Origin of the sequence: Pseudomonas sp. 9.2(2024), assembly GCF_039695385.1 — a bacterium.
GTDB lineage: Bacteria > Pseudomonadota > Gammaproteobacteria > Pseudomonadales > Pseudomonadaceae > Aquipseudomonas > Aquipseudomonas paraglycinae.
In genome coordinates this window covers 1,711,875-1,731,228 of sequence record NZ_CP155585.1, presented here as the reverse complement: position 1 = coordinate 1,731,228, position 19,354 = coordinate 1,711,875, and the positions used below count along the sequence as shown (strand labels likewise).

Annotated in this window: 19 protein-coding genes; 6 read left to right on the top strand and 13 right to left on the bottom strand. The window is 63.1% G+C overall.

Annotated elements, in window-relative coordinates; translation table 11 throughout:
• Positions 1-24 precede the first annotated feature (24 nt).
• On the bottom strand, positions 25-777 hold the full coding sequence (locus ABFB52_RS07735; protein WP_134022678.1) for a TPM domain-containing protein: 753 nt from the start codon (positions 775-777) through the stop codon (positions 25-27).
• Between the two features lie 13 nt (positions 778-790).
• The gene (locus ABFB52_RS07730) at positions 791-1,399 is read right to left on the bottom strand and encodes a LemA family protein (protein ID WP_007957897.1); all 609 of its coding nucleotides are present in this window, start codon (positions 1,397-1,399) and stop codon (positions 791-793) included.
• 259 nt (positions 1,400-1,658) lie between these two features.
• On the opposite strand from ABFB52_RS07730, the gene bglX reads away from it, so the two are divergent.
• Positions 1,659-3,950, top strand: a complete 2,292-nt coding sequence (gene bglX / locus ABFB52_RS07725) for a beta-glucosidase BglX (protein WP_129974296.1) — start codon at positions 1,659-1,661, stop codon at positions 3,948-3,950.
• Between the two features lie 140 nt (positions 3,951-4,090).
• Here bglX and ABFB52_RS07720 read toward each other — a convergent pair whose 3' ends face one another.
• From ABFB52_RS07720 to ABFB52_RS07680, 9 genes are all read right to left on the bottom strand, one after another.
• Positions 4,091-5,248 (bottom strand): phosphatidylserine/phosphatidylglycerophosphate/cardiolipin synthase family protein, encoded by a 1,158-nt coding sequence (locus ABFB52_RS07720; protein WP_085748216.1) that lies wholly within the window; start codon positions 5,246-5,248, stop codon positions 4,091-4,093.
• A gap of 1 nt (position 5,249) precedes the next feature.
• A complete protein-coding gene (locus ABFB52_RS07715) occupies positions 5,250-5,840 on the bottom strand; it encodes a YceI family protein (protein ID WP_085605441.1) in 591 nt (196 codons plus the stop codon).
• Between the two features lie 81 nt (positions 5,841-5,921).
• Positions 5,922-6,692, bottom strand: a complete 771-nt coding sequence (locus ABFB52_RS07710; protein WP_085683240.1) for a helix-turn-helix domain-containing protein — start codon at positions 6,690-6,692, stop codon at positions 5,922-5,924.
• Positions 6,693-6,751: 59 nt separating this feature from the next.
• Positions 6,752-8,209 carry an amidase gene (locus ABFB52_RS07705; protein ID WP_129974295.1) on the bottom strand — a complete coding sequence of 486 codons (1,458 nt, stop codon included), beginning with the start codon at positions 8,207-8,209 and terminating at the stop codon, positions 6,752-6,754.
• Positions 8,206-9,516 carry a citrate-proton symporter gene (locus tag ABFB52_RS07700; RefSeq protein ID WP_129974294.1) on the bottom strand — a complete coding sequence of 437 codons (1,311 nt, stop codon included), beginning with the start codon at positions 9,514-9,516 and terminating at the stop codon, positions 8,206-8,208. Before ABFB52_RS07700 ends, ABFB52_RS07705 begins: the two co-directional genes overlap by 4 nt.
• Positions 9,517-9,595: 79 nt before the next feature.
• Positions 9,596-10,771 carry a M20 aminoacylase family protein gene (locus tag ABFB52_RS07695; RefSeq protein WP_129974293.1) on the bottom strand — a complete coding sequence of 392 codons (1,176 nt, stop codon included), beginning with the start codon at positions 10,769-10,771 and terminating at the stop codon, positions 9,596-9,598.
• Positions 10,772-10,914: 143 nt separating this feature from the next.
• Positions 10,915-11,217 (bottom strand): amidase, encoded by a 303-nt coding sequence (locus ABFB52_RS07690; RefSeq protein WP_103386918.1) that lies wholly within the window; start codon positions 11,215-11,217, stop codon positions 10,915-10,917.
• Positions 11,214-12,293: a serine hydrolase gene (locus tag ABFB52_RS07685; protein WP_129974292.1), complete on the bottom strand. Its 1,080-nt coding sequence runs from the start codon at positions 12,291-12,293 to the stop codon at positions 11,214-11,216. Before ABFB52_RS07685 ends, ABFB52_RS07690 begins: the two co-directional genes overlap by 4 nt.
• A gap of 31 nt (positions 12,294-12,324) precedes the next feature.
• On the bottom strand, positions 12,325-13,230 hold the full coding sequence (locus ABFB52_RS07680) for an acyl-CoA dehydrogenase family protein (protein ID WP_346836120.1): 906 nt from the start codon (positions 13,228-13,230) through the stop codon (positions 12,325-12,327).
• 153 nt (positions 13,231-13,383) lie between these two features.
• On the opposite strand from ABFB52_RS07680, the gene olsB reads away from it, so the two are divergent.
• Together olsB and ABFB52_RS07670 are read left to right on the top strand one after the other, a co-directional pair.
• Complete coding sequence (gene olsB / locus ABFB52_RS07675) at positions 13,384-14,139, top strand: L-ornithine N(alpha)-acyltransferase (protein ID WP_007957877.1); 756 nt, start codon at positions 13,384-13,386, stop codon at positions 14,137-14,139.
• Positions 14,139-14,933 carry a lysophospholipid acyltransferase family protein gene (locus ABFB52_RS07670; protein ID WP_085748208.1) on the top strand — a complete coding sequence of 265 codons (795 nt, stop codon included), beginning with the start codon at positions 14,139-14,141 and terminating at the stop codon, positions 14,931-14,933. The genes olsB and ABFB52_RS07670 overlap by 1 nt, the downstream gene beginning before the upstream one ends.
• Positions 14,934-14,947: 14 nt before the next feature.
• On the opposite strand, the gene ABFB52_RS07665 is transcribed toward ABFB52_RS07670, so the two are convergent.
• Positions 14,948-15,520 carry an ACP phosphodiesterase gene (locus ABFB52_RS07665; protein ID WP_064382979.1) on the bottom strand — a complete coding sequence of 191 codons (573 nt, stop codon included), beginning with the start codon at positions 15,518-15,520 and terminating at the stop codon, positions 14,948-14,950.
• A gap of 171 nt (positions 15,521-15,691) precedes the next feature.
• On the opposite strand from ABFB52_RS07665, the gene ABFB52_RS07660 reads away from it, so the two are divergent.
• Genes ABFB52_RS07660 through ABFB52_RS07650 form a run of 3 tightly spaced genes read left to right on the top strand, consistent with a single transcriptional unit; the run spans position 15,692 to position 18,273 of the window.
• Positions 15,692-15,994 (top strand): helix-turn-helix transcriptional regulator, encoded by a 303-nt coding sequence (locus ABFB52_RS07660; RefSeq protein ID WP_007957866.1) that lies wholly within the window; start codon positions 15,692-15,694, stop codon positions 15,992-15,994.
• 33 nt (positions 15,995-16,027) lie between these two features.
• Positions 16,028-17,191, top strand: a complete 1,164-nt coding sequence (locus ABFB52_RS07655) for an MFS transporter (RefSeq protein ID WP_011332833.1) — start codon at positions 16,028-16,030, stop codon at positions 17,189-17,191.
• 32 nt (positions 17,192-17,223) lie between these two features.
• On the top strand, positions 17,224-18,273 hold the full coding sequence (locus ABFB52_RS07650) for an alkene reductase (RefSeq protein WP_011332832.1): 1,050 nt from the start codon (positions 17,224-17,226) through the stop codon (positions 18,271-18,273).
• 249 nt (positions 18,274-18,522) lie between these two features.
• On the opposite strand, the gene emhR is transcribed toward ABFB52_RS07650, so the two are convergent.
• Positions 18,523-19,155, bottom strand: a complete 633-nt coding sequence (gene emhR, locus ABFB52_RS07645; RefSeq protein ID WP_007957850.1) for an efflux system transcriptional repressor EmhR — start codon at positions 19,153-19,155, stop codon at positions 18,523-18,525.
• Between the last annotated feature and the right edge of the window lie 199 nt (positions 19,156-19,354).

The following is a 19,354-nucleotide window of genomic DNA, read 5'->3' as shown; positions in this document are numbered from 1 at the left end:
TGTTGTGCCTGCTCATTATTGTTATCACCAGCCGCCGGAAGACCCGCCCCCGCCGAAACTGCCACCGCCGCCGCTGAAGCCCCCGCCTCCACCGCCGCCGCCAAATCCACCACCGCCAAAGCCGCCCCCTCCTCCGGAGCCGCCCCGGCCGGCGGGAAGGATACCGAGCATCTGGCAGACAAAAATAGTCAGGATGAACAACATCACCAGAAATACGAACAATGCCGGGTGGCGCGAGACGAAATCATCCGAGGGATCGCCAGCCGACTCATACACCGTGGACGGTTCGTCCAGCGGATTGCCGCCCAGCACCACCAGCATCGCCGCCACGCCGTCGCTGATGCCCTTGCTGAAGTTGCCGGCCTTGAACGACGGCGTGATCACCTGATGGATGATCACCGAACTCTGGGCATCGGTCAGGCGATCCTCCAGCCCGTAGCCGACTTCGATGCGCAATTTGCGCTCGTCCCGGGCGACGATCAACAGGGCGCCGTTGTTCTTGTCCTTCTGGCCGATGCCCCAGTGTCGGCCCAGTTCGACGCCGTAGTCCTCGATGGTGGCGCCTTGCAGGTTCGGCAACGTCACGACCACCAACTGCTCACCGGTTGCCTGTTCGTGGGCCTGCAACTGCTGGCTCAGTTGTGCGCGCACCGACGGCTCGATCATCTGCGCGTCGTCCACCACCCGCCCGGTCAGCGCCGGAAAGGTCAACTCGGCCTCGGCGCTGACGGCGAACAGCCACAGCATCAGCACCAGGCCCATCTTCAACACACGCATGGGCATCACCGCGTCAGAACTTCACTTCCGGGGCCTTGTCCGCGCCGGGGCTGGTGGCTTCGAAGGTCTCGCGGATCGGCAGATCGCTGTACATCACGCTGTGCCACAGGCGACCGGGAAAGGTGCGGATCTCGGTGTTGTACTTCTGCACTGCCAGAATGAAATCCCGTCGGGCCACGGCGATGCGGTTTTCCGTGCCCTCGAGTTGCGATTGCAGGGCGAGGAAGTTCTGGTTGGCCTTCAGGTCCGGATAGCGTTCGGACACCACCATCAACCGGCTCAAGGCACCAGTCAGCTGATCCTGGGCCTGCTGGAACTGTTTGAGTTTTTCCGGGTTGTCGAGGGTGCTGGCATCGACCTGGATCGACGTCGCCTTGGCCCGGGCCTCGATAACCGCCGTCAGAGTTTCCTCTTCATGCTTGGCGTAACCCTTCACGGTTTCCACCAGATTGGGGATGAGGTCGGCGCGCCGCTGGTACTGGTTCTGCACCTGGCCCCAGGCAGCCTTGGCCTGTTCGTCGAGGGTCGGGATGTTGTTGATGCCGCAAGCGGTCAACAACGTGGCCAGCACCAGCAAGGTGGCGACCTGCAAACGCGAGCGGTAGACAGGACTGACATTCATCGGACGGGTGCTCCCTTGCACATTTCATGAAAATACGAGCGCGAAACCTTCTCGGTCGGCTCTTGGGGCATAATCGCCCGCGCCACTGGATTGCGGCGGGCCGATGGGCTAAAAAGAGGCCCTGCGCGATCACGCTGCTCGATCCGGCAGCGTTTATTCGGCGTCGTTTTTTGCGTCAACACCCGAACAACAATAGTCGCTCCCTAAATTTTGGCTGGCCGGCGTTGTAACGCCGTTTGCGCCCTTGAGAAAACTATTCATGAAGAAGCTGTGTTTGCTGGGCCTGTTCGTCAGCCTGGCCAGTCATCAAGTACTGGCCGCCACGACCCCGGTACCCCTGGAAAACAAGGATGCGTTCATCAGTAACCTGATGAAACAAATGACCCTCGACGAGAAGATCGGCCAGTTGCGCCTGATCAGCATCGGCCCGGAAATGCCCCGCGAGCTGATCCGCAAAGAGATCGCCGCCGGCAACATCGGCGGCACCTTCAACTCGATCACCCGCCCGGAAAACCGCCCGATGCAGGACGCTGCCATGCGCAGCCGCCTGAAGATTCCGATGTTTTTCGCGTACGACGTGATCCACGGTCACCGTACGATTTTCCCGATTCCGCTGGCCCTGGCATCGAGCTGGGACATGGACGCCATCGGCCAGTCCGGGCGCGTAGCAGCCAAAGAAGCCGCCGCCGACAGCCTCGACATCACCTTCGCGCCGATGGTCGACATCTCCCGCGACCCGCGCTGGGGCCGCAGCTCCGAAGGTTTCGGTGAAGACACCTACCTGACCTCGCGCATCGCCAAAGTCATGGTCAAGGCCTATCAGGGCGAGACCCCGAGCGCGGCCGACAGCATCATGGCCAGCGTCAAGCACTTCGCCCTGTACGGCGCTGTCGAGGGTGGTCGCGACTACAACACCGTCGACATGAGCCCGGTGAAGATGTACCAGGACTACCTGCCACCGTACCGCGCCGCGATCGATGCCGGCGCCGGCGGCGTGATGGTGGCGTTGAACTCGATCAACGGTATCCCGGCCACCGCCAACACCTGGCTGATGAACGACCTGCTGCGCAAGGACTGGGGCTTCAAAGGCCTGGCAGTCAGCGACCACGGCGCGATCTTCGAACTGATCAAGCACGGCGTGGCCCGCGACGGTCGTGAAGCGGCGAAGCTGGCGATCAAGGCCGGCATCGACATGAGCATGAACGACACCCTGTACGGCAAAGAGCTGCCGGGGCTGCTCAAGTCCGGCGAGATCGAACAGAAGGACATCGACAACGCGGTGCGTGAAGTGCTCGCTGCCAAGTACGACATGGGCCTGTTCAAGGACCCGTACCTGCGCATCGGCAAGGCTGAAGACGATCCGGCCGACACCTACGCCGACAGCCGTCTGCACCGCGCCGACGCCCGTGAAGTGGCGCGTCGCAGCCTGGTATTGCTGAAAAACCAGAACGAAACCCTGCCGCTGAAGAAAACCGCGAAAGTCGCGCTGGTCGGCCCGCTGGCCAAGGCCCCGATCGACATGATGGGCAGTTGGGCTGCCGCCGGTCGTCCGGCGCAATCGGTGACCCTGTTCGACGGCATGAGCAATGTGATCGGCGACAAGGCGAACCTGATCTACGCCCGTGGCGCCAATATCACCAGCGACAAGAAGGTTCTCGACTACCTGAACTTCCTCAACTTCGACGCCCCGGAAGTGGTCGATGACCCGCGTCCGGCCAACGTGCTGATCGACGAAGCGGTGAAAGCCGCCAAGGACGCCGACATTGTGGTTGCAGCCGTGGGTGAATCCCGTGGCATGTCCCACGAATCGTCGAGCCGCACCGACCTGAACATCCCGGAAAACCAGCGCGAACTGATCCGTGCCCTGAAAGCCACCGGCAAGCCGTTGGTGCTGGTGCTGATGAACGGCCGTCCGCTGACGATCCTCGAAGAGAAAGAACAGGCTGACGCGATTCTGGAAACCTGGTTCAGCGGCACCGAGGGCGGCAACGCCATCGCCGACGTGCTGTTCGGCGACTACAACCCGTCGGGCAAACTGCCGGTGACCTTCCCGCGCTCCGTGGGCCAGATCCCGACCTACTACAACCACCTGAGCATTGGCCGGCCGTTCACGCCGGGCAAACCGGGCAACTACACCTCGCAGTATTTCGATGACACCACAGGTCCCCTGTTCCCGTTCGGTTACGGCCTGAGCTACACCGACTTCAGTCTGAGCGACATGGCGCTGTCGTCGACCACCCTGAACGCCACCGGCAAGCTCGACGCCAGCGTCATGGTCAAGAACACCGGCAAGCGCGACGGCGAAACCGTGGTGCAGCTGTACATTCAGGACGTCACCGGATCGATGATCCGTCCGGTCAAGGAGCTGAAGAACTTCCAGAAAATCATGCTCAAGGCCGGCGAGCAGAAGGTCGTGCACTTCACCATCACCGAAGATGACCTGAAGTTCTACAACGCCCAGCTCAAGTACGCGGCCGAGCCTGGCAAGTTCAACGTGCAGATCGGCCTGGATTCCCAGGACGTGACGCAGCAGAGCTTTGAGTTGCTGTAACAGTTTTCACACTGCAAAAATTTGTGGGAGCTGGCTTGCCATCGATGGCGGACGCACAGTCAACGAAGATGTTGAACGTGCCGGCCTTATCGCTGGCAAGCCAGCTCCCACAGGTCCTTCTAAAGGTATGAAAGCTGCGACTAGCCGCGACGATCGAGCAGATTGACCACCACCCGATCCACCCAGCCCCACACCCGCTGCTTCACCCGCCGCCACAGTGGCCGTTTCCGCCATTCCTCCAGGCTCACCTGCTGACTCAGGCCGAAGTCCTTCTCGAAACTCGCCGCCACCGCTGCCGTCAATGACGTGTCCAGCGCTTCCAGATTCGCCTCAAGGTTGAAGCGCAGATTCCAGTGATCGAAATTGCATGAGCCGATGCTGACCCAATCGTCCACCAGCACCATTTTCAGGTGCAGGAAACACGGCTGGTATTCGTAGATTTTCACCCCGGCCTTGAGCAGGCGCGGGTAGTAGCGATGCCCCGCGTAGCGCACCGACGGATGATCGGTGCGCGGCCCGGTCAGCAGCAGGCGCACGTCGAGGCCACGGGCAGCGGCCTTGCGCAGGGAGCGGCGGATTTTCCAGGTCGGCAGGAAATACGGCGTCGCCAGCCAGATCCGCTGCTGGCCGCTGTTCAGTGCACGGAACAACGATTGCAGAATGTCGCGATGCTGGCGGGCGTCGGCGTAGGCCACGCGGCCCATGCCCTCGCCCGTGTCCGGCACGCGCGGCAGTCGTGGCAGGCCGAAATGCGCGTTGGGCCGCCAGGCCCGGCGATGGCGGTTGGCGATCCATTGGCGGTCGAACAGCAACTGCCAGTCGAGCACCAGCGGGCCGGTGATTTCCACCATGACCTCGTGCCATTCGCTGGTGTCGTGGCCCGGCGTCCAGAACTCATCGGTGACCCCGGTGCCGCCGACCACCGCCAGACGCTGGTCGACCAACAACAGCTTGCGATGATCGCGATAGAAATTGCCGACCCAGCGCCGCCAGTTCAGCCGATTGTAAAAACGCAGCTCGACCCCGGCACCAGTCAGCCGCCGGCGCAGCGTGAGGGTGAACGCGAGGCTGCCGTAATCATCGAACAGGCAACGCACCCGCACGCCCCGCTCCGCCGCCAGTACCAGCGCCTGCACGATGGTTTCGGCACAGGCACCGGCTTCCACCAGATACAGCTCCAGTTCGATCTGCTCGCGGGCGCGGGCGATCTCGTCGAGCATGCGCGGGAAGAATTGCGGGCCGTCGATCAACAGCTCGAAGCGGTTGCCATCACGCCACGGAAACACCGCGCCGCGCATGTCAGCGCGCCGTGAAGATCAGCACCGCACCCACCGGCACCGACAGACTGATGGCCGACAGGCCGGCCATGTTGCGCAGGCTTTCCAGGCCCGGCAGCAGATCGAAATCCTCGGCGCTGATCACCAGCGGCTCCAGCGTCACCACTTGAAAGCGTCGGTCATCGAGACGCGTGGCAAGCAGTTCGGCGGGGTATTCGTGCTGTTTGCCGTGCAGGTTGACGGTCAGCGGCAGGCGCAATTCAAGCTGTGCACCGGGGGCCAGATCGTTGATCGGGCGCAGGTCGATCTGGGTGGTGATGGTCGCCTCGGGGAATTGCTCGATCTGGAACAGCTCCTTGCGCATGCGCTCGTCGCGCAGCGGGATGCCGCTGTTGATCGAATCCAGTTCGACTTCGACCACGGCGCGGCCATCGGGATCGACCTTGCCGTGCAGTACCAGAAAGCGCTGCACTTCGGACACGTTGGCGTTTTTCGTGCTGACGAACGACAGCCGCGACGACTCGCCGTCCAGATACCAGTTGGCCTGGGCCGGCAGCGCAGCGGCGCCCAGCAGCAGGCCGGCGAACGCGTTGCACAGAGAACGGTTGAACATTGAAGACTCGTGGGGCCGATAAACCTGCACGAACCTTAACTGGCCTTGGCGTTATTGCAAACTGTCAGTCTCTGCAAACACTCAGGCCAATGCCTGCTGCACCTCGCCGATGGTCGACGCGAGGCTGTTGAGGTGCAGGCTCAGCACCCGCTCCACCGGCGCCTGATCCATTGGCCAGTGCAGCGCCATGCTGCCGACCAGCCGCCCTTGGGCACGGATCGGCAAGGCCACCGCGCGAATCAGGAACGGCAGACGCACCGGGTATTCCCAATAACCTTCGGTGCGCTGGCCGAAGCCCTGATGCAAGGCTTGTTCGGTGGCCTGCAACACACCGTCATCCGCCAGTTGTTCTCGTTCGGCCAGACGCTTAACGTCCTGGCTGTCGAGTTCACCAAGACACGCGCGGCCCATCGCCGAATGGAACAGGCTGGCGTGATGGCCGACGATCTGGCAGTTGGTTGGATAGCGTTTGCGCAGCACCTGCGGAATCGCACTTTCCATCACTTCGACCCGCTCGCCGTCGAAGCACGACAGATCCGCCACCAGCCCGGTGCGCTCGCTGAGCTCCAGCAGCATCGGCGCGGCGCTTTCCACCAGATGGCGTTTGAAGCGTTGCTGACGATCACCGAACAGCCGTTTGGCGCACAACCGGTAGCGACGGTCGCTGAGGCCGCGATAGATCCAGCCCTGCTCCTGCAAGGTCGCGAGCATCCGCGACACCGTGGCCTTGGGCAGAGTCGTCAGGTAGTGCAATTCCTCCAGCCCCAGCGCCTGATGCTCGCCGAGCAACTCGACGATGGCCAGCGCCCGTTCGACCGAGCGCACGCTGCCGGTGTCTGCCTTGCTGCCCATGTGTTCGACCTCCATGGATGCGGATGAAAGATCACTTCGTGCAGCAAGATGCGGGCCGCTCAGGCCGATTGCAGGCATGCCGGCGGTCGCCGTTCGACCCAGCGGGTCAGCTGTTCATGGGCGTAGGCCAGTTGTAGCACCGCCCGATCCGCCTGGGCCGGGCCGATGATTTGCAGGCCCATCGGCAGCCCGGCCGGGTTGAAACCCACCGGCACGCTGATGCTCGGCAACCCCGCCAGGGTCGGGCCGATCACCACCTCCATCCAGCGGTGATAGGTGTCCATGGTTTGCCCGCCGACGACTCGCGGCCACGGCTGCTGTGCATCAAAAGGGAACACCTGGGCGGTGGGCAACAGCAGGAAATCGTAACGCTCGAACAACTCGCTCAACGCGCGATACCACTCACTGCGCGCGACCGACGCCTGATAGACCTCGGCTGCCGTCAGACGCAAACCGCCCTCGATTTCCCATTGCGCTTCGGGTTTGAGCAGCGCCCGTTTTTGCGGGTCGGCATAGGCCGCGCCGAGGCTGCCCTGCACCAGAAAATGCCGGTGGGTGAGCCAGGTCTGCCACAGGCGCTCCATGGAAAAGTCCGGCTGGCAGGCCTCGACCTGACAGCCCAGCGCACTGAAATCCACCAGCGCCGATTCACACAGGCTCAACACGCCGTCGTCCATCGGCAGATAGCCGTTGTAATCGCCGAGCCAGCCGAGGCGCAGACCGCTGCAGTCCTGTTGCAGATCCAGCCCGAAATCCCGTGGTTCATCAGCCAGCGACAGCGGCACGCGCGGATCGTAGCCGGCCTGGGTCGAGAGCAACCGCGCGACGTCGGTGACCGTGCGCCCCATCGGCCCTTCGGTGGCCAGTTGCTGGACGAACACTTCCGGCATCGGGCCATGGGGCACGCGGCCCTGGGACGGGCGGAAGCCGAACACGTTGTTGAACGCCGCCGGATTGCGCAGCGAGCCCATCATGTCGCTGCCATCCGCCACCGGCAGCAGACGCAGGGCCAGCGCCACCGCCGCTCCGCCGCTGCTGCCGCCGGCGATCAGGCCCGGATCGTAGGCGTTGGTGGTGGTGCCGAACACGCTGTTGTAGGTCTGCGAGCCGAGGCCGAATTCCGGTACGTTGCTTTTGCCGATGATGATCGCGCCGCAGGCGCGCACCCGCGCCACGCTGATCGCGTCGTGCTGCGGCACTTGCTCGGCGAACAGCGGCGAGCCGAGGGTCGTGCGCAATCCGGCGGTGGCCGCCAGGTCTTTGATGGCCTGGGGCATGCCGTGCATCCAGCCCCGGGACTCGCCGCGATCCAGTTGCCGGTCACACTCATCGGCCTCGCTCAGCAGCACGTCCTGCGGGCGCATCGACACCAGCGCGTTGACCATCGGATTGAAGCGGTCGATGTGCGTCAGGTAGGCCTGCATCACCTCGCGGCACGACACCTTGCGGGCATGGATCGCCCGGGACAGCGCATCGGCGTCGAGGGCGACAATCGGATCAATGGCTAACGGACTCACGGTTTCACTCCCAGGTTGAGCGCAACGGATTTCTTTGCGCGTGGTGCCTCCTGCAAACAGTAAGTACCGAGCAGGGTCAGCAGGCAAGCGAACAAGACATAGAACGACGGCGCCACCGGGGTGTTCAGAACTTTACTCAGCCAGGTGACGATCAGCGGCGCGAAACCACCGAACACCATCACCGCCACGTTGTAGGCCACCGACACGCCGGTGGAGCGCACTTCAACCGGGAACTGCTCGGCCAGCGCCGTCGGTGCCGGGCCGAAGAACCCGCCAATCGCCGTGCACAGCAACAGTTGCATCACCAGCAAACGCTCGATCGAAGGCGCCGCCGCAACCCACACGTAAAGCGGATAGACCATGACGAAAAACGCCAGGGTGAAGGCCATCAACACCGGCCGCCGACCGAGGCGATCCGACAGCGCGCCGGACAATGGAATCACCACGGTCATCAGCGCTACCGCGAACATCTGCACCAGCAGCACCTGATCCAGCGGCAGACCGAGGTTCTTGTGGGCGAAGGTCGGCATGTTCACCAGCACCACGTAGAACGACACCGTCGCGCCGCACGCCAGGCCCATCGACACCAACAGGCTGCGGCGATGTTCGCGCAGTACCTGCCACAGGCCGGGGGCTGCGCCTTTGGCTTTCTTGCGCGCTTCGAGAAATTCTTCCGGCTCTTCCATGTGCTTGCGAATCCACAGGCCCACCGGGCCGATCAACAGGCCGAGCACAAACGGAATCCGCCAGCCCCAACTGTCCAGCGCCTCGGGGGAAAACAGGTGCGTGACCAGCGCCACCATCGCCGCGCCGCTGAACACCGCCAGGCATTGCCCGACCAGTTGCCAGGAACCGTACAGGCCCTTGCGATGGGCCGGCGCGCTCTCCACCAGAAACGCCGTGGCGCTGGCGTATTCACCGCCCGTGGCAAAACCCTGAAGCATCCGCGCCACCACGATCAGCAACGGCGCGCCCATGCCGATGGCGGCGTGGTTCGGCGCGAACGCGATCAGGGCGATGGACACGGTCATCAGGCGGATGATCATCTGCATCGCGGCTTTGCGACCTTTGCGGTCGGAATAAATGCCGAGCAGGATGCCGCCCACCGGGCGCATGAAAAAGCCGACGCCGAAAGTCGCCAGCGCCATCAGCAGCGAAGCGTAGTCGTCGTCGGACGGGAAAAATTGCCGGGCGATGATGCTCGCCAGAAAGCCATAAACGATGAAGTCGTACCATTCCAGGGCGTTGCCGATGACGGCGGCGACCACTTGCCGGGTGCGCGAAACGCCTGCGTTCGAAGTCTGCATGGGGATTCTCCAGAAGCTGTGGGTTGACCACGCAGGCGCGTGCGCACCTACGTTCCAGCGGCAGCAAAAAGTGAAGAAATCAGGCCGGCTTGAGCCAGCTCTCGGTGAGCGCGCCCCAATACGCCGCGCCGGTCAGCAGAATGTCGTCGTTGAAGTCATAGGCCGGGTTATGCACCATCGGCCGCGCCACGCCGTTGCCGATAAACAGGTAGGCGCCGGGGCAGCGCTGGAGCATCCAGGCGAAGTCCTCGCTGCCCATCAGTTTGGGTGTGTTGCCATCGACGGCGTCGGCGCCGACCAGTTCGACGCCGACCTGACGGGCGAACTCGGTTTCGGCGGCGTGGTTGACCAGCACCGGGTAGGCCGGACGGTGTTCGATGGTCGAGGTGCAGCCGAAGCTCTCGGCCTGCGCTTCGATGATCGAGCGTACGCGGTCCAGTGTCTGAACACGGACTTCGGCATTCAACGCACGCAAGCTCAGGCGCAGGATCGCCTGTTGCGGAATCACGTTGGCCGCCTCGCCGGCCTGCAACGCGCCGACCGTCACCACCGCCGCCTGCTGCGCATCGATGTTGCGCGCGACCACGGTTTGCAAAGCCATCACCACACTGGCTGCGGCGACCAGCGGATCCACCGCCAGATGCGGCATCGAACCGTGGCCGCCGACGCCTTCAATCGTCACCGTGAGCAGATCCTGCGAAGCCATCATCGGCCCTTCGCGAAAGCCCAGATGCCCCGCCGGCAGGCCCGGCATGTTGTGCATGCCGAACAGCGCATCGCACGGAAAACGTTCGAGCAGGCCATCGGCGAGCATCGCTTCGGCCCCGCCCTGGCCCTCTTCGGCGGGCTGGAAAATCAGCGTCAGGGTGCCGTCGAACTGGCGGGTCGCCGCCAGATAACGCGCCGCACCGAGCAACATCGCGGTGTGCCCGTCGTGGCCGCAGGCGTGCATGCAGCCTTGATGCCGGCTGCTGTAGGCGACGCCGGTGTTCTCGATGATCGGCAGCGCATCCATGTCGGCCCGCAGCCCGAGTCTGCGTGTGCTGCTGCCGTTGCGCAGCACGCCGACCACGCCGGTCTTGCCGATGCCGGTGTGGACTTCATAACCCCACTCTTCGAGCGACCGGGCGACCAGCGCCGAGGTGCGGCTTTCTTCGAAACCGAGTTCAGGGTGGGCGTGAATGTCCTGGCGGGTGGCGTGCAGGTCGCTGGCCACGTCGTTGAGCCAGGCCAGAATGTGCTGATGTCGGGGCATGACGGATCTCCTCGCGCGGGTGTTCCCGGTCTTTTTGTTCGGTGTTGTTTCACGACACGTGAACGGCAGGTCGTGCTCACCGCCAGATAAACGCGAGACACGCGAGAGGACAATCGAATGTGGTTCCACAGGGTGGAACCGGATCAGGGTTGCAGGCGACAGCCCTGGCGTTCGCCTTGCCATTGGGCGCTGTTGCTGCGTCCCAGGCCGCTGGCGGTGACGATCTTTTGTGTGCGGTCATCGGTCAGTTCGCTTGGCAGCCATTGCTTCACGTAGCCCCGGCAATACTCGGCGTCGTTGTTCATCACGTAGCGGCACGAGCAATATTCCTTGGCGGTGTAGGCGCTGATGATGTCCGGGAAGGCCCACAGGTTTTCGCGCTCGTGCCAGCCCCAGCCCAGCAGCACGACCAGCAGCCCCAGCAGGATGCGTCTGAACAGTTTCATGGCCGCACCGCCCCGAGCACGCGCTTGAGCAATTCGTTGTGGCGATAGCTGCCGTCGCGGTCATCGGCGTAGCGCACGATCACCAGTTTTTCGCTCGGGATCACGTACAGCGTCTGGCCCCAGTGGCCGAGGGCGGCGAAGGTGTCGGGCGGTGCGTCGGGCCATGGCGTCGGCGCGCCGTCTGCCGGGCGATTGAGCCACCACTGGCCGCCGGGTACGGCTTCGTCCTGATGGGCTTTGTAGCCGGAAAAGGGTTGGCGGTTGAAGGCGACCCAATCCTTGGGCAACAACTGCCGGTCGTTCCAGCGCCCGTCCCGTTCCATCAACAGGCCGATTCGCGCCAGATCCCGGGCGGTCATATAAGCGTAGGAAGAGGCGACGAAGGTGCCGGTGGCGTCGGTTTCCCACGTGGCATGGCGGATGCCCAAGGGATCGAAAAGCGCTGTCCACGGATAGTCGGGATAACGCTGTGGGCCGACGATGGTTTTCAGCGCCGCCGCCAACAGATTGCTGTCGCCGCTGGAATAGCGGAACACCTGCCCCGCTGGCGCGTAGCGGTCGTGATCGGCGGTGAAGGCGGCCATGTCGCGGTGGCCACGGGTGTAGAGCATCGCCACCACCGAGGATTTCAGCGGGGCGTATTCGTAGTCTTCCTGCCAGTCGATGCCGGAGGACCAGTGCAGCAGATCCTTGATCGTGATGGCCGGGTGTTTTTCCAGCGCCGGGTAAAACGTCGCCGCCGGGTCATCGAGCTTGAACAGGCCTTCGCCGTACGCTACGCCGAGCACCGTGGCCATCAGGCTTTTGCTGATCGACCAGGTCAGGTGCGGGGTGTCGGCGGTGGTCGCGGCGGCGTAGCGTTCGTAGATGAGCTGGCCGTCACGGATCACCAGCAAGGCGTCGGTGCGGATGCCTTTTCGGGTGCTGTCATCGCGGGTCGGGAAGGCGTAGGCCTCCAATGCATCGACGGCCGGGCTGGTGAGTTTCGGGCCGGTCGGCCACTGCTCGCCCGGCCATTGTTCGGCCTGAACCGTGAAGCTGATCAGCAGCAGAAACAGGGACAGGCCTTTGAACATGGTGAGGGCTCTGGAGATGAACCTGACAAGACTAGCCGGGGTTCATGACAGAAGTGTTTTGGTTAGCCGCCAACGCCTTGGCCAGTCGTTTGGCCCGCGCGCCAGCCGCCAGTTGCATGACCGATTGATCGCGCTGCCACATCGTCGCCCACTCAGGATTGCCGTCACGCAGTGCCTGATCGACTTCAGGTTTGAGCCCGTCGAATTGCGCAAACAAACCGCCGAGCAACACATGCCCGGCGGGATTGTTCGGCGGCTGGCGACTCACTTCCGCGCAACCGGCCAACAGCGCCAGCAAGCGCAATTGCAGCGGCTGCGGCCAGCCGCTGTCCTGAGCGACGCCGTACAGCCACGCGGTCATCGCGCTCAACACGTAAACGTCTTCAAGGGTGCGGAACGGTTTGACGTAGGCATCCCAACCGTCCCCGGCGAGCAGCTCACACAACGCATCATCGAGATGCAGCCGACCATGGCTGATGTCCGGCATCAGCGGCAGCGCCGGGAGTTTTTCCACCCGCACGCCGGGTTCGCCGGGGTACACCACCGCCAGGCTCAGGCGCGGTGATTCGCCGGGTTGTTCACTGCGCGCGGCGATCAGCAGCCAGTCCGCCGCATCGCCGGCGGTGACGAAATCCTTTTGCCCGGTGAGGCGCAGATCCGTGAGCCGGGTCTGCATGTCCGCCGGGCGCAGGCTGCGCTGCTCGGTCGCGCACATCGCACCGAGGCTCGGCGGCGCGCTCGGCCAGAGCATGCGCAGCGCCGCCTGATAGCCCACCAGAAACGCCAGCCCCGGCGTCGCCATCCGCCGCCCTCCCGCCACCGCCAGTTCGAACGGCGTGACGCTGCCCAGTTGATGCAGCAACGTGGCGAAGCCCTCCGCCAGATCGGCAACGGCGGGCAGGCGTTCGCGGCATTCAAGCAGGGTCGACCAGGTCATCAGAGGCTCCTCGTGGGCTGTCATATAAGCATCACCAAACATTCATGGCGATGACACCGGGGCTACATAGCCTGACTTTGCACAACACGGCTGCATAAAGAAAGTCGATCGGCTGCAACCCATGACGGGTTCAAGGCCCGTACGGAGATTCACATGACTCAGATCGCCCGCATCAGCGACACCGGCAATGAACGCCGCCTGCAAGCCGAACGCCTGATCGGCGCCGAGGCCCTGCAGCAAGCCCAGGCCTTGCGCTTCAACGTGTTCAGCGGCGAGTTCAACGCCAAGCTGAACGGCGCGGAGCTGGGTCTGGACATGGATGACTATGATGTTCACTGCAGCCACATCGGCGTGCGTGACCTGAACACCGGCCGCCTGGTGGCGACCACCCGTTTGCTCGATCACACCGCCGCCAGCAGCCTGGGCAAGTTCTACAGCGAAGAAGAATTCAGCCTGCACGGCCTCGCCGGCCTGCAAGGTCCGATCCTGGAAATCGGTCGCACCTGCGTCGACCCGGCCTACCGCAACGGCGGCACCATCGCCGTGCTTTGGGGCGAACTGGCCGAAGTGCTGAATCAGGGGGGCTACAGCTATCTGATGGGCTGCGCGAGCATCCCGATGCAGGACGGCGGCGTGCAGGCCCACGCGATCATGCAGCGCCTGCGCGAGCGTTATCTGTGCACCGAACACCTGCGCGCCGAACCGAAGAATCCGCTGCCGAGCCTCGACATTCCGTCGAACGTGATCGCCGAAATGCCGCCGCTGCTCAAGGCCTACATGCGTCTTGGCGCGAAGATCTGTGGCGAGCCGTGCTGGGACGAAGATTTCCAGGTCGCCGACGTGTTCATCCTGCTCAAGCGCGACGAACTCTGCCCGCGCTACGCCAAGCACTTCAAGGCGGCTGTGTAATGAGCCGGCTGCGGGTGTACGCGCGGATCGCGCGAGTGCTGCTGGTGGTGACGCTGGGCTTGAGCATGGCCAGTGTTTTCGGGGTGTTCGAGCGTCTGGGGCTGGCTCATTCGATGGAGCGTCGGCAGCGCTGGTCGCGGTTTTTCATGGCGCGTTTGAGCAATGCCCTGCCCTTTCGCGTGACCGTGCATGGTGAGCTGCCGAAACAGCCGATGCTGTGGGTCAGCAACCATGTGTCGTGGACCGACATTCCGCTGCTCGGCATGCTCACGCCGCTGTCGTTTCTGTCCAAGGCCGAAGTGCGCACCTGGCCGGTGGCCGGTTGGCTGGCGGCGAAGGCCGGCAGCCTGTTCATCCGTCGCGGTTCGGGCGACAGCCAGTTGATCCGCAAGCAGATGACCCGTCACCTGCAAACCGATCATCCGCTGCTGATGTTCCCGGAAGGCACCACCACCGACGGCCGTTCGCTGCGTACCTTTCATGGTCGCCTGCTGTCGGCGGCAATCGATTCCGAGGTGAAGCTGCAACCGGTGGCGATCCGTTATCTGCGCGAGGGCAAGATCGATTCGCTGGCGCCGTTCATTGGTGACGATGATCTGCTGTCGCACCTGATGCGCCTGTTCAGCAATGACTGCGGCGATGTCGAAATCCATCTGCTCAAGCCGATTGCCTGCCAGGGCCGGGAACGCGCGGCACTGGCGTTCGAGGCGCAGCAGGCGGTGCAGAAAGCCTTGTTCGGCGATGTGGTCAAACCGGTCGAAGCACAACATGCCCGCGATCTGATCGCGGCCTGATCGGCGACTTCTGCCTACAGCTGCCGGCCGGCAAAGTCCTGCAGCTGTGGGTAGAACAAGCGGAAGTCTTCGCTCAACGGTTCATACAACCGCCGCAACTCCTCCATCGCCCCCGCCAGTTCTTCGGGCCGGGTCAGGCGTCGGGAGATCCCGCGCAACACCTGCTCCAGCACTTCGAACTCCTGATACGAGCCCAACCAGTCATTGGCCACCATGTGCGGGGCGATCCTCGCCAGGCGCTCGGGCAATTGCCGCTCGCTGGACAGCACGCGGTAGACGTCGGTGGTGAATTGACCGAGCGGCCGGTCGGCGTACTGCGTCCAGTCGCGGGCCAGGCAATGATCGAAAAACACGTCGAGGACGATGCCCGCGTAACGGCGACGGGTCGTGGAAAACCGCGCCAGTGACGCGTCCACCAATGGATGGCGATCAGTGAACACGTCGATCTGACGATGCAGGGCAATCGCCGCCTCGATCTCCGGGTCGAACTGCCCTTGCAGCCGCCCTTTGACGAAATCGCCATACAGACTGCCGAGCAGTTGACCGGGGCGCTGGCCACCGAGGTGTAAATGTGCGAGATAGTTCATGGGCGCAGCTTAGCACCGCGCCCGCGTTTGTTTACACCTCACATATCGTTATAACCCGATATACCGATTTATGCGGTCGTCAGATCAAATTCATATTGGTGTATCGCGAAGTACCGATATAAAGTTCGCCTCATCGCGATATAGCGCTACACACATCACGAGCACCCAGCCATGAACATTGACCTCGACGAAATAATAAAAGCCCTGGCACACCCAGTACGGCGAGACATCCTCAACTGGCTGAAAGACCCGAAAGCCCAGTTTCCTGAACAGATCCACAACCACGAGTACGGCATCTGCGCCGGGCAGATCGATCAACGTTGCGGCCTGTCGCAATCGACCGTTTCCGCCCACCTGGCCACCCTGCAACGGGCCGGGCTGATCAGCAGCCAGAAAGCTGGCCAGTGGCACTTTTTCAAACGCAACGAGGACGTGATCCAGGCGTTCCTCAGCACCCTCAGCAAAGAGCTCTGACCCTTAACGTCAGCCAGCCAAAAGGATCAAACGATGCCCCTCTCGCTACTCATACTCGCCTTGAGCGCCTTCGCCATCGGCACCACCGAGTTCGTCATCATGGGCCTGCTGCCCAATGTGGCGGCCGACCTCGGTGTGTCGATCCCCGGCGCCGGCTGGCTGGTGACCGGCTACGCCCTGGGCGTGGCGATTGGTGCACCGTTCATGGCAATGGCCACTGCAAAACTGCCGCGCAAGGCTGCACTGGTAACGCTGATGGGCATTTTCATTATCGGCAACCTGCTCTGCGCCATCGCCACTGATTACAACGTGCTGATGTTCGCCCGTGTCGTTACAGCCCTCTGCCACGGTGCGTTCTTCGGCATCGGTTCGGTGGTCGCGGCCAACCTGGTGGCGCCGAACAAACGCGCCTCGGCCGTGGCCCTGATGTTCACCGGCCTGACCCTGGCCAACGTGCTGGGCGTACCGCTGGGCACTGCGCTCGGTCAGGAAGCCGGCTGGCGCTCGACCTTCTGGGCAGTGACCGTGATCGGTGTGATCGCGCTGATCGGCCTGATCCGCTTCCTGCCGGCCAAGCGTGACGAAGAAAAACTCGACATGCGCGCCGAACTGGCCGCGCTCAAGGGCGCCGGGATCTGGCTGTCGCTGAGCATGACCGCGCTGTTCGCCGCCTCGGTGTTCACGTTGTTCACCTACGTCGCACCGCTGCTGGGCGATGTCACCGGTGTCTCGCCCCGTGGCGTGACCTGGACCCTGATGCTCATCGGCCTGGGCTTGACCGTCGGCAACATCATTGGCGGCAAACTGGCCGATAAAGGCCTGGCCGCGACGCTGATCGGCGTATTCATCGCGATGGCCGTGACCTCTACCGTACTGACCTGGACCAGCATCGCGCTGATCCCGACCGAAATCACCCTGTTCCTCTGGGCCACCGCGTGTTTCGCCGCCGTGCCGGCCCTGCAAGTGAACGTCGTGACCTACGGCCAGGCCGCACCGAACCTGGTGTCGACCCTGAACATCGGCGCCTTCAACGTCGGCAACGCCCTCGGCGCCTGGGTCGGCGGCAGCGTCATCGCCCACGGCTACGGCCTGACCAGCGTGCCTCTTGCTGCCGCAGCACTCGCGGTCCTGGCACTGCTGGTAACCCTGATCACATTCCGCCAGAACGGCAATCCCGAGCTGGCCACCGCTAACTGATTCACTCACTTACCTCACGAGGGTTGTATCTCATGGCAACAATTTTCGATCCGATCAAACTGGGCGACCTTGAGCTGTCCAACCGCATCATCATGGCGCCGCTGACCCGCTGCCGCGCCGACGAAGGCCGCGTACCCAACGCGCTGATGGCCGAGTACTACGTACAGCGCGCCTCGGCCGGCCTGATCCTCAGCGAAGCCACCTCGGTGACCCCGATGGGCGTCGGCTACCCGGACACCCCGGGCATCTGGTCCAACGATCAGGTGCGCGGCTGGACCAACGTGACCAAAGCCGTTCACGCCGCCGGCGGCAAGATCGTCCTGCAACTGTGGCACGTCGGCCGGATCTCCCACCCGTCGTACCTGAACGGCGAAACGCCGGTTGCACCGAGCGCCATCCAGCCAAAAGGCCATGTCAGCCTGGTTCGCCCGCTGGCCGACTATCCAACCCCGCGCGCACTGGAAACCGCTGAAATCGCCGACATCGTCGACGCTTACCGCGTCGGTGCAGAGAACGCCAAGGCAGCCGGTTTCGACGGCGTGGAAATCCACGGCGCCAACGGCTACCTGCTCGACCAGTTCCTGCAAAGCAGCACCAACCAGCGCACCGACAACTACGGCGGCTCCCTGGAAAACCGCGCCCGCCTGCTGCTGGAAGTGACCGACGCCGCGATCGAAGTCTGGGGCGCCGGCCGTGTCGGCGTACACCTGGCACCACGCGCCGACTCCCATGACATGGGCGACGACAACCTGGCCGAAACCTTCACCTACGTGGCCCGCGAGCTGGGCAAGCGTGGCATCGCCTTCATCTGCTCCCGCGAGAAAGAAGGTGCCGACAGCCTCGGCCCACAACTGAAAGAAGCCTTCGGCGGCGCGTACATCGCCAACGAACGCTTCACCAAGGACAGCGCCAACGCGTGGCTGGCCGAGGGCAAGGCTGACGCCGTGGCATTCGGCATCCCGTTCATTGCCAACCCGGACCTGCCGGCTCGTTTGAAGGCGGATGCGCCGCTGAACGAACCGCACCCGGAAACCTTCTACGGCAAAGGCGCGGTCGGCTACCTCGACTACCCGACGCTGTAAGCCGCACCGCAGAAACACAAAAGCCCCCGACTCGCGAGAGTCGGGGGCTTTCTATTGGTCGCCGGGTGGGCGAGCCGCTCACATTCGTTCACAGGCTCGACACAAAATCCCTACAAAATACGTAGCTCGCTACATATCAACCCGTGCCGCAGAGGTATATAAAAGCATCCCGTTGCAGCGGGGCGAGTGAACAGGGATCTTCACCCTCCTCTGTCATTGACACAAACTGATCCAATAACGAATTTTGTTTCATTTGCGCAGGCTGGGGCTCAGGCGCAGCATGTCCAGCCCGGTATCGACCCAGCGCTCGGCCTCGGCGTACAGTTCGAAGCTGTCTGGCGCCAATAGCCATCCATAAAGGAGGCCATCAATATAGGCGTGAATGCTGATGGCTGCCCGGGCAGTGTCGAGGTCTGCCGGCAACTGCCCACGATTGACCGCATTACTCAATGTCAGCGCGATCCGCACATTGCAATCGAGGCTGGCGGTCCGGCGCTGTTGGCGCAGATCGCACATTTCATCGGTGAACTCGCACTTATGAAACAGAATTTCGTTGATACGCCGGGTCTTCGGGTCCAGCGCAACTTGATGAAACAAATGAATGAGCAATTTGCGCATGCAGCCCAGCGGATCGGGCTCGTCTTCGCTTTCGCTGGCCTTGGCCAGTTCGTCCAGCGGCTCATGCAGGGTATCGAGCATGGCTTGCAGCAAATCGGCCTTGTTGCTGAAGTGCCAGTAGATGGCACCGCGCGTCACCCCGGCCAGGGTGGCGATGTCCGACAGGGTCGTGCGGGCCACGCCCCGCTCATAGAAGGCCTTCTCGGCCGCTTCGAGAATCTGGCTGCGCGTTTCCTGAGCTTCCTCTTTGGTACGACGAACCATGGCAGTAAAACCTCAAACAGGATGTTTCAGGGATGGCTGGATATCCGCTGAATAAAAAAGGGTTGATCTCTCGCGGATCGGCTCCCCGGCCTACAATTTCAGACCTTGCGACGACTTTTGTAACAGGGTGGATACGACGCCAAGGTGTTTACAAACAACCATGAACGTAAGTATATTCCTTAGCAAGCTACTTATCCAC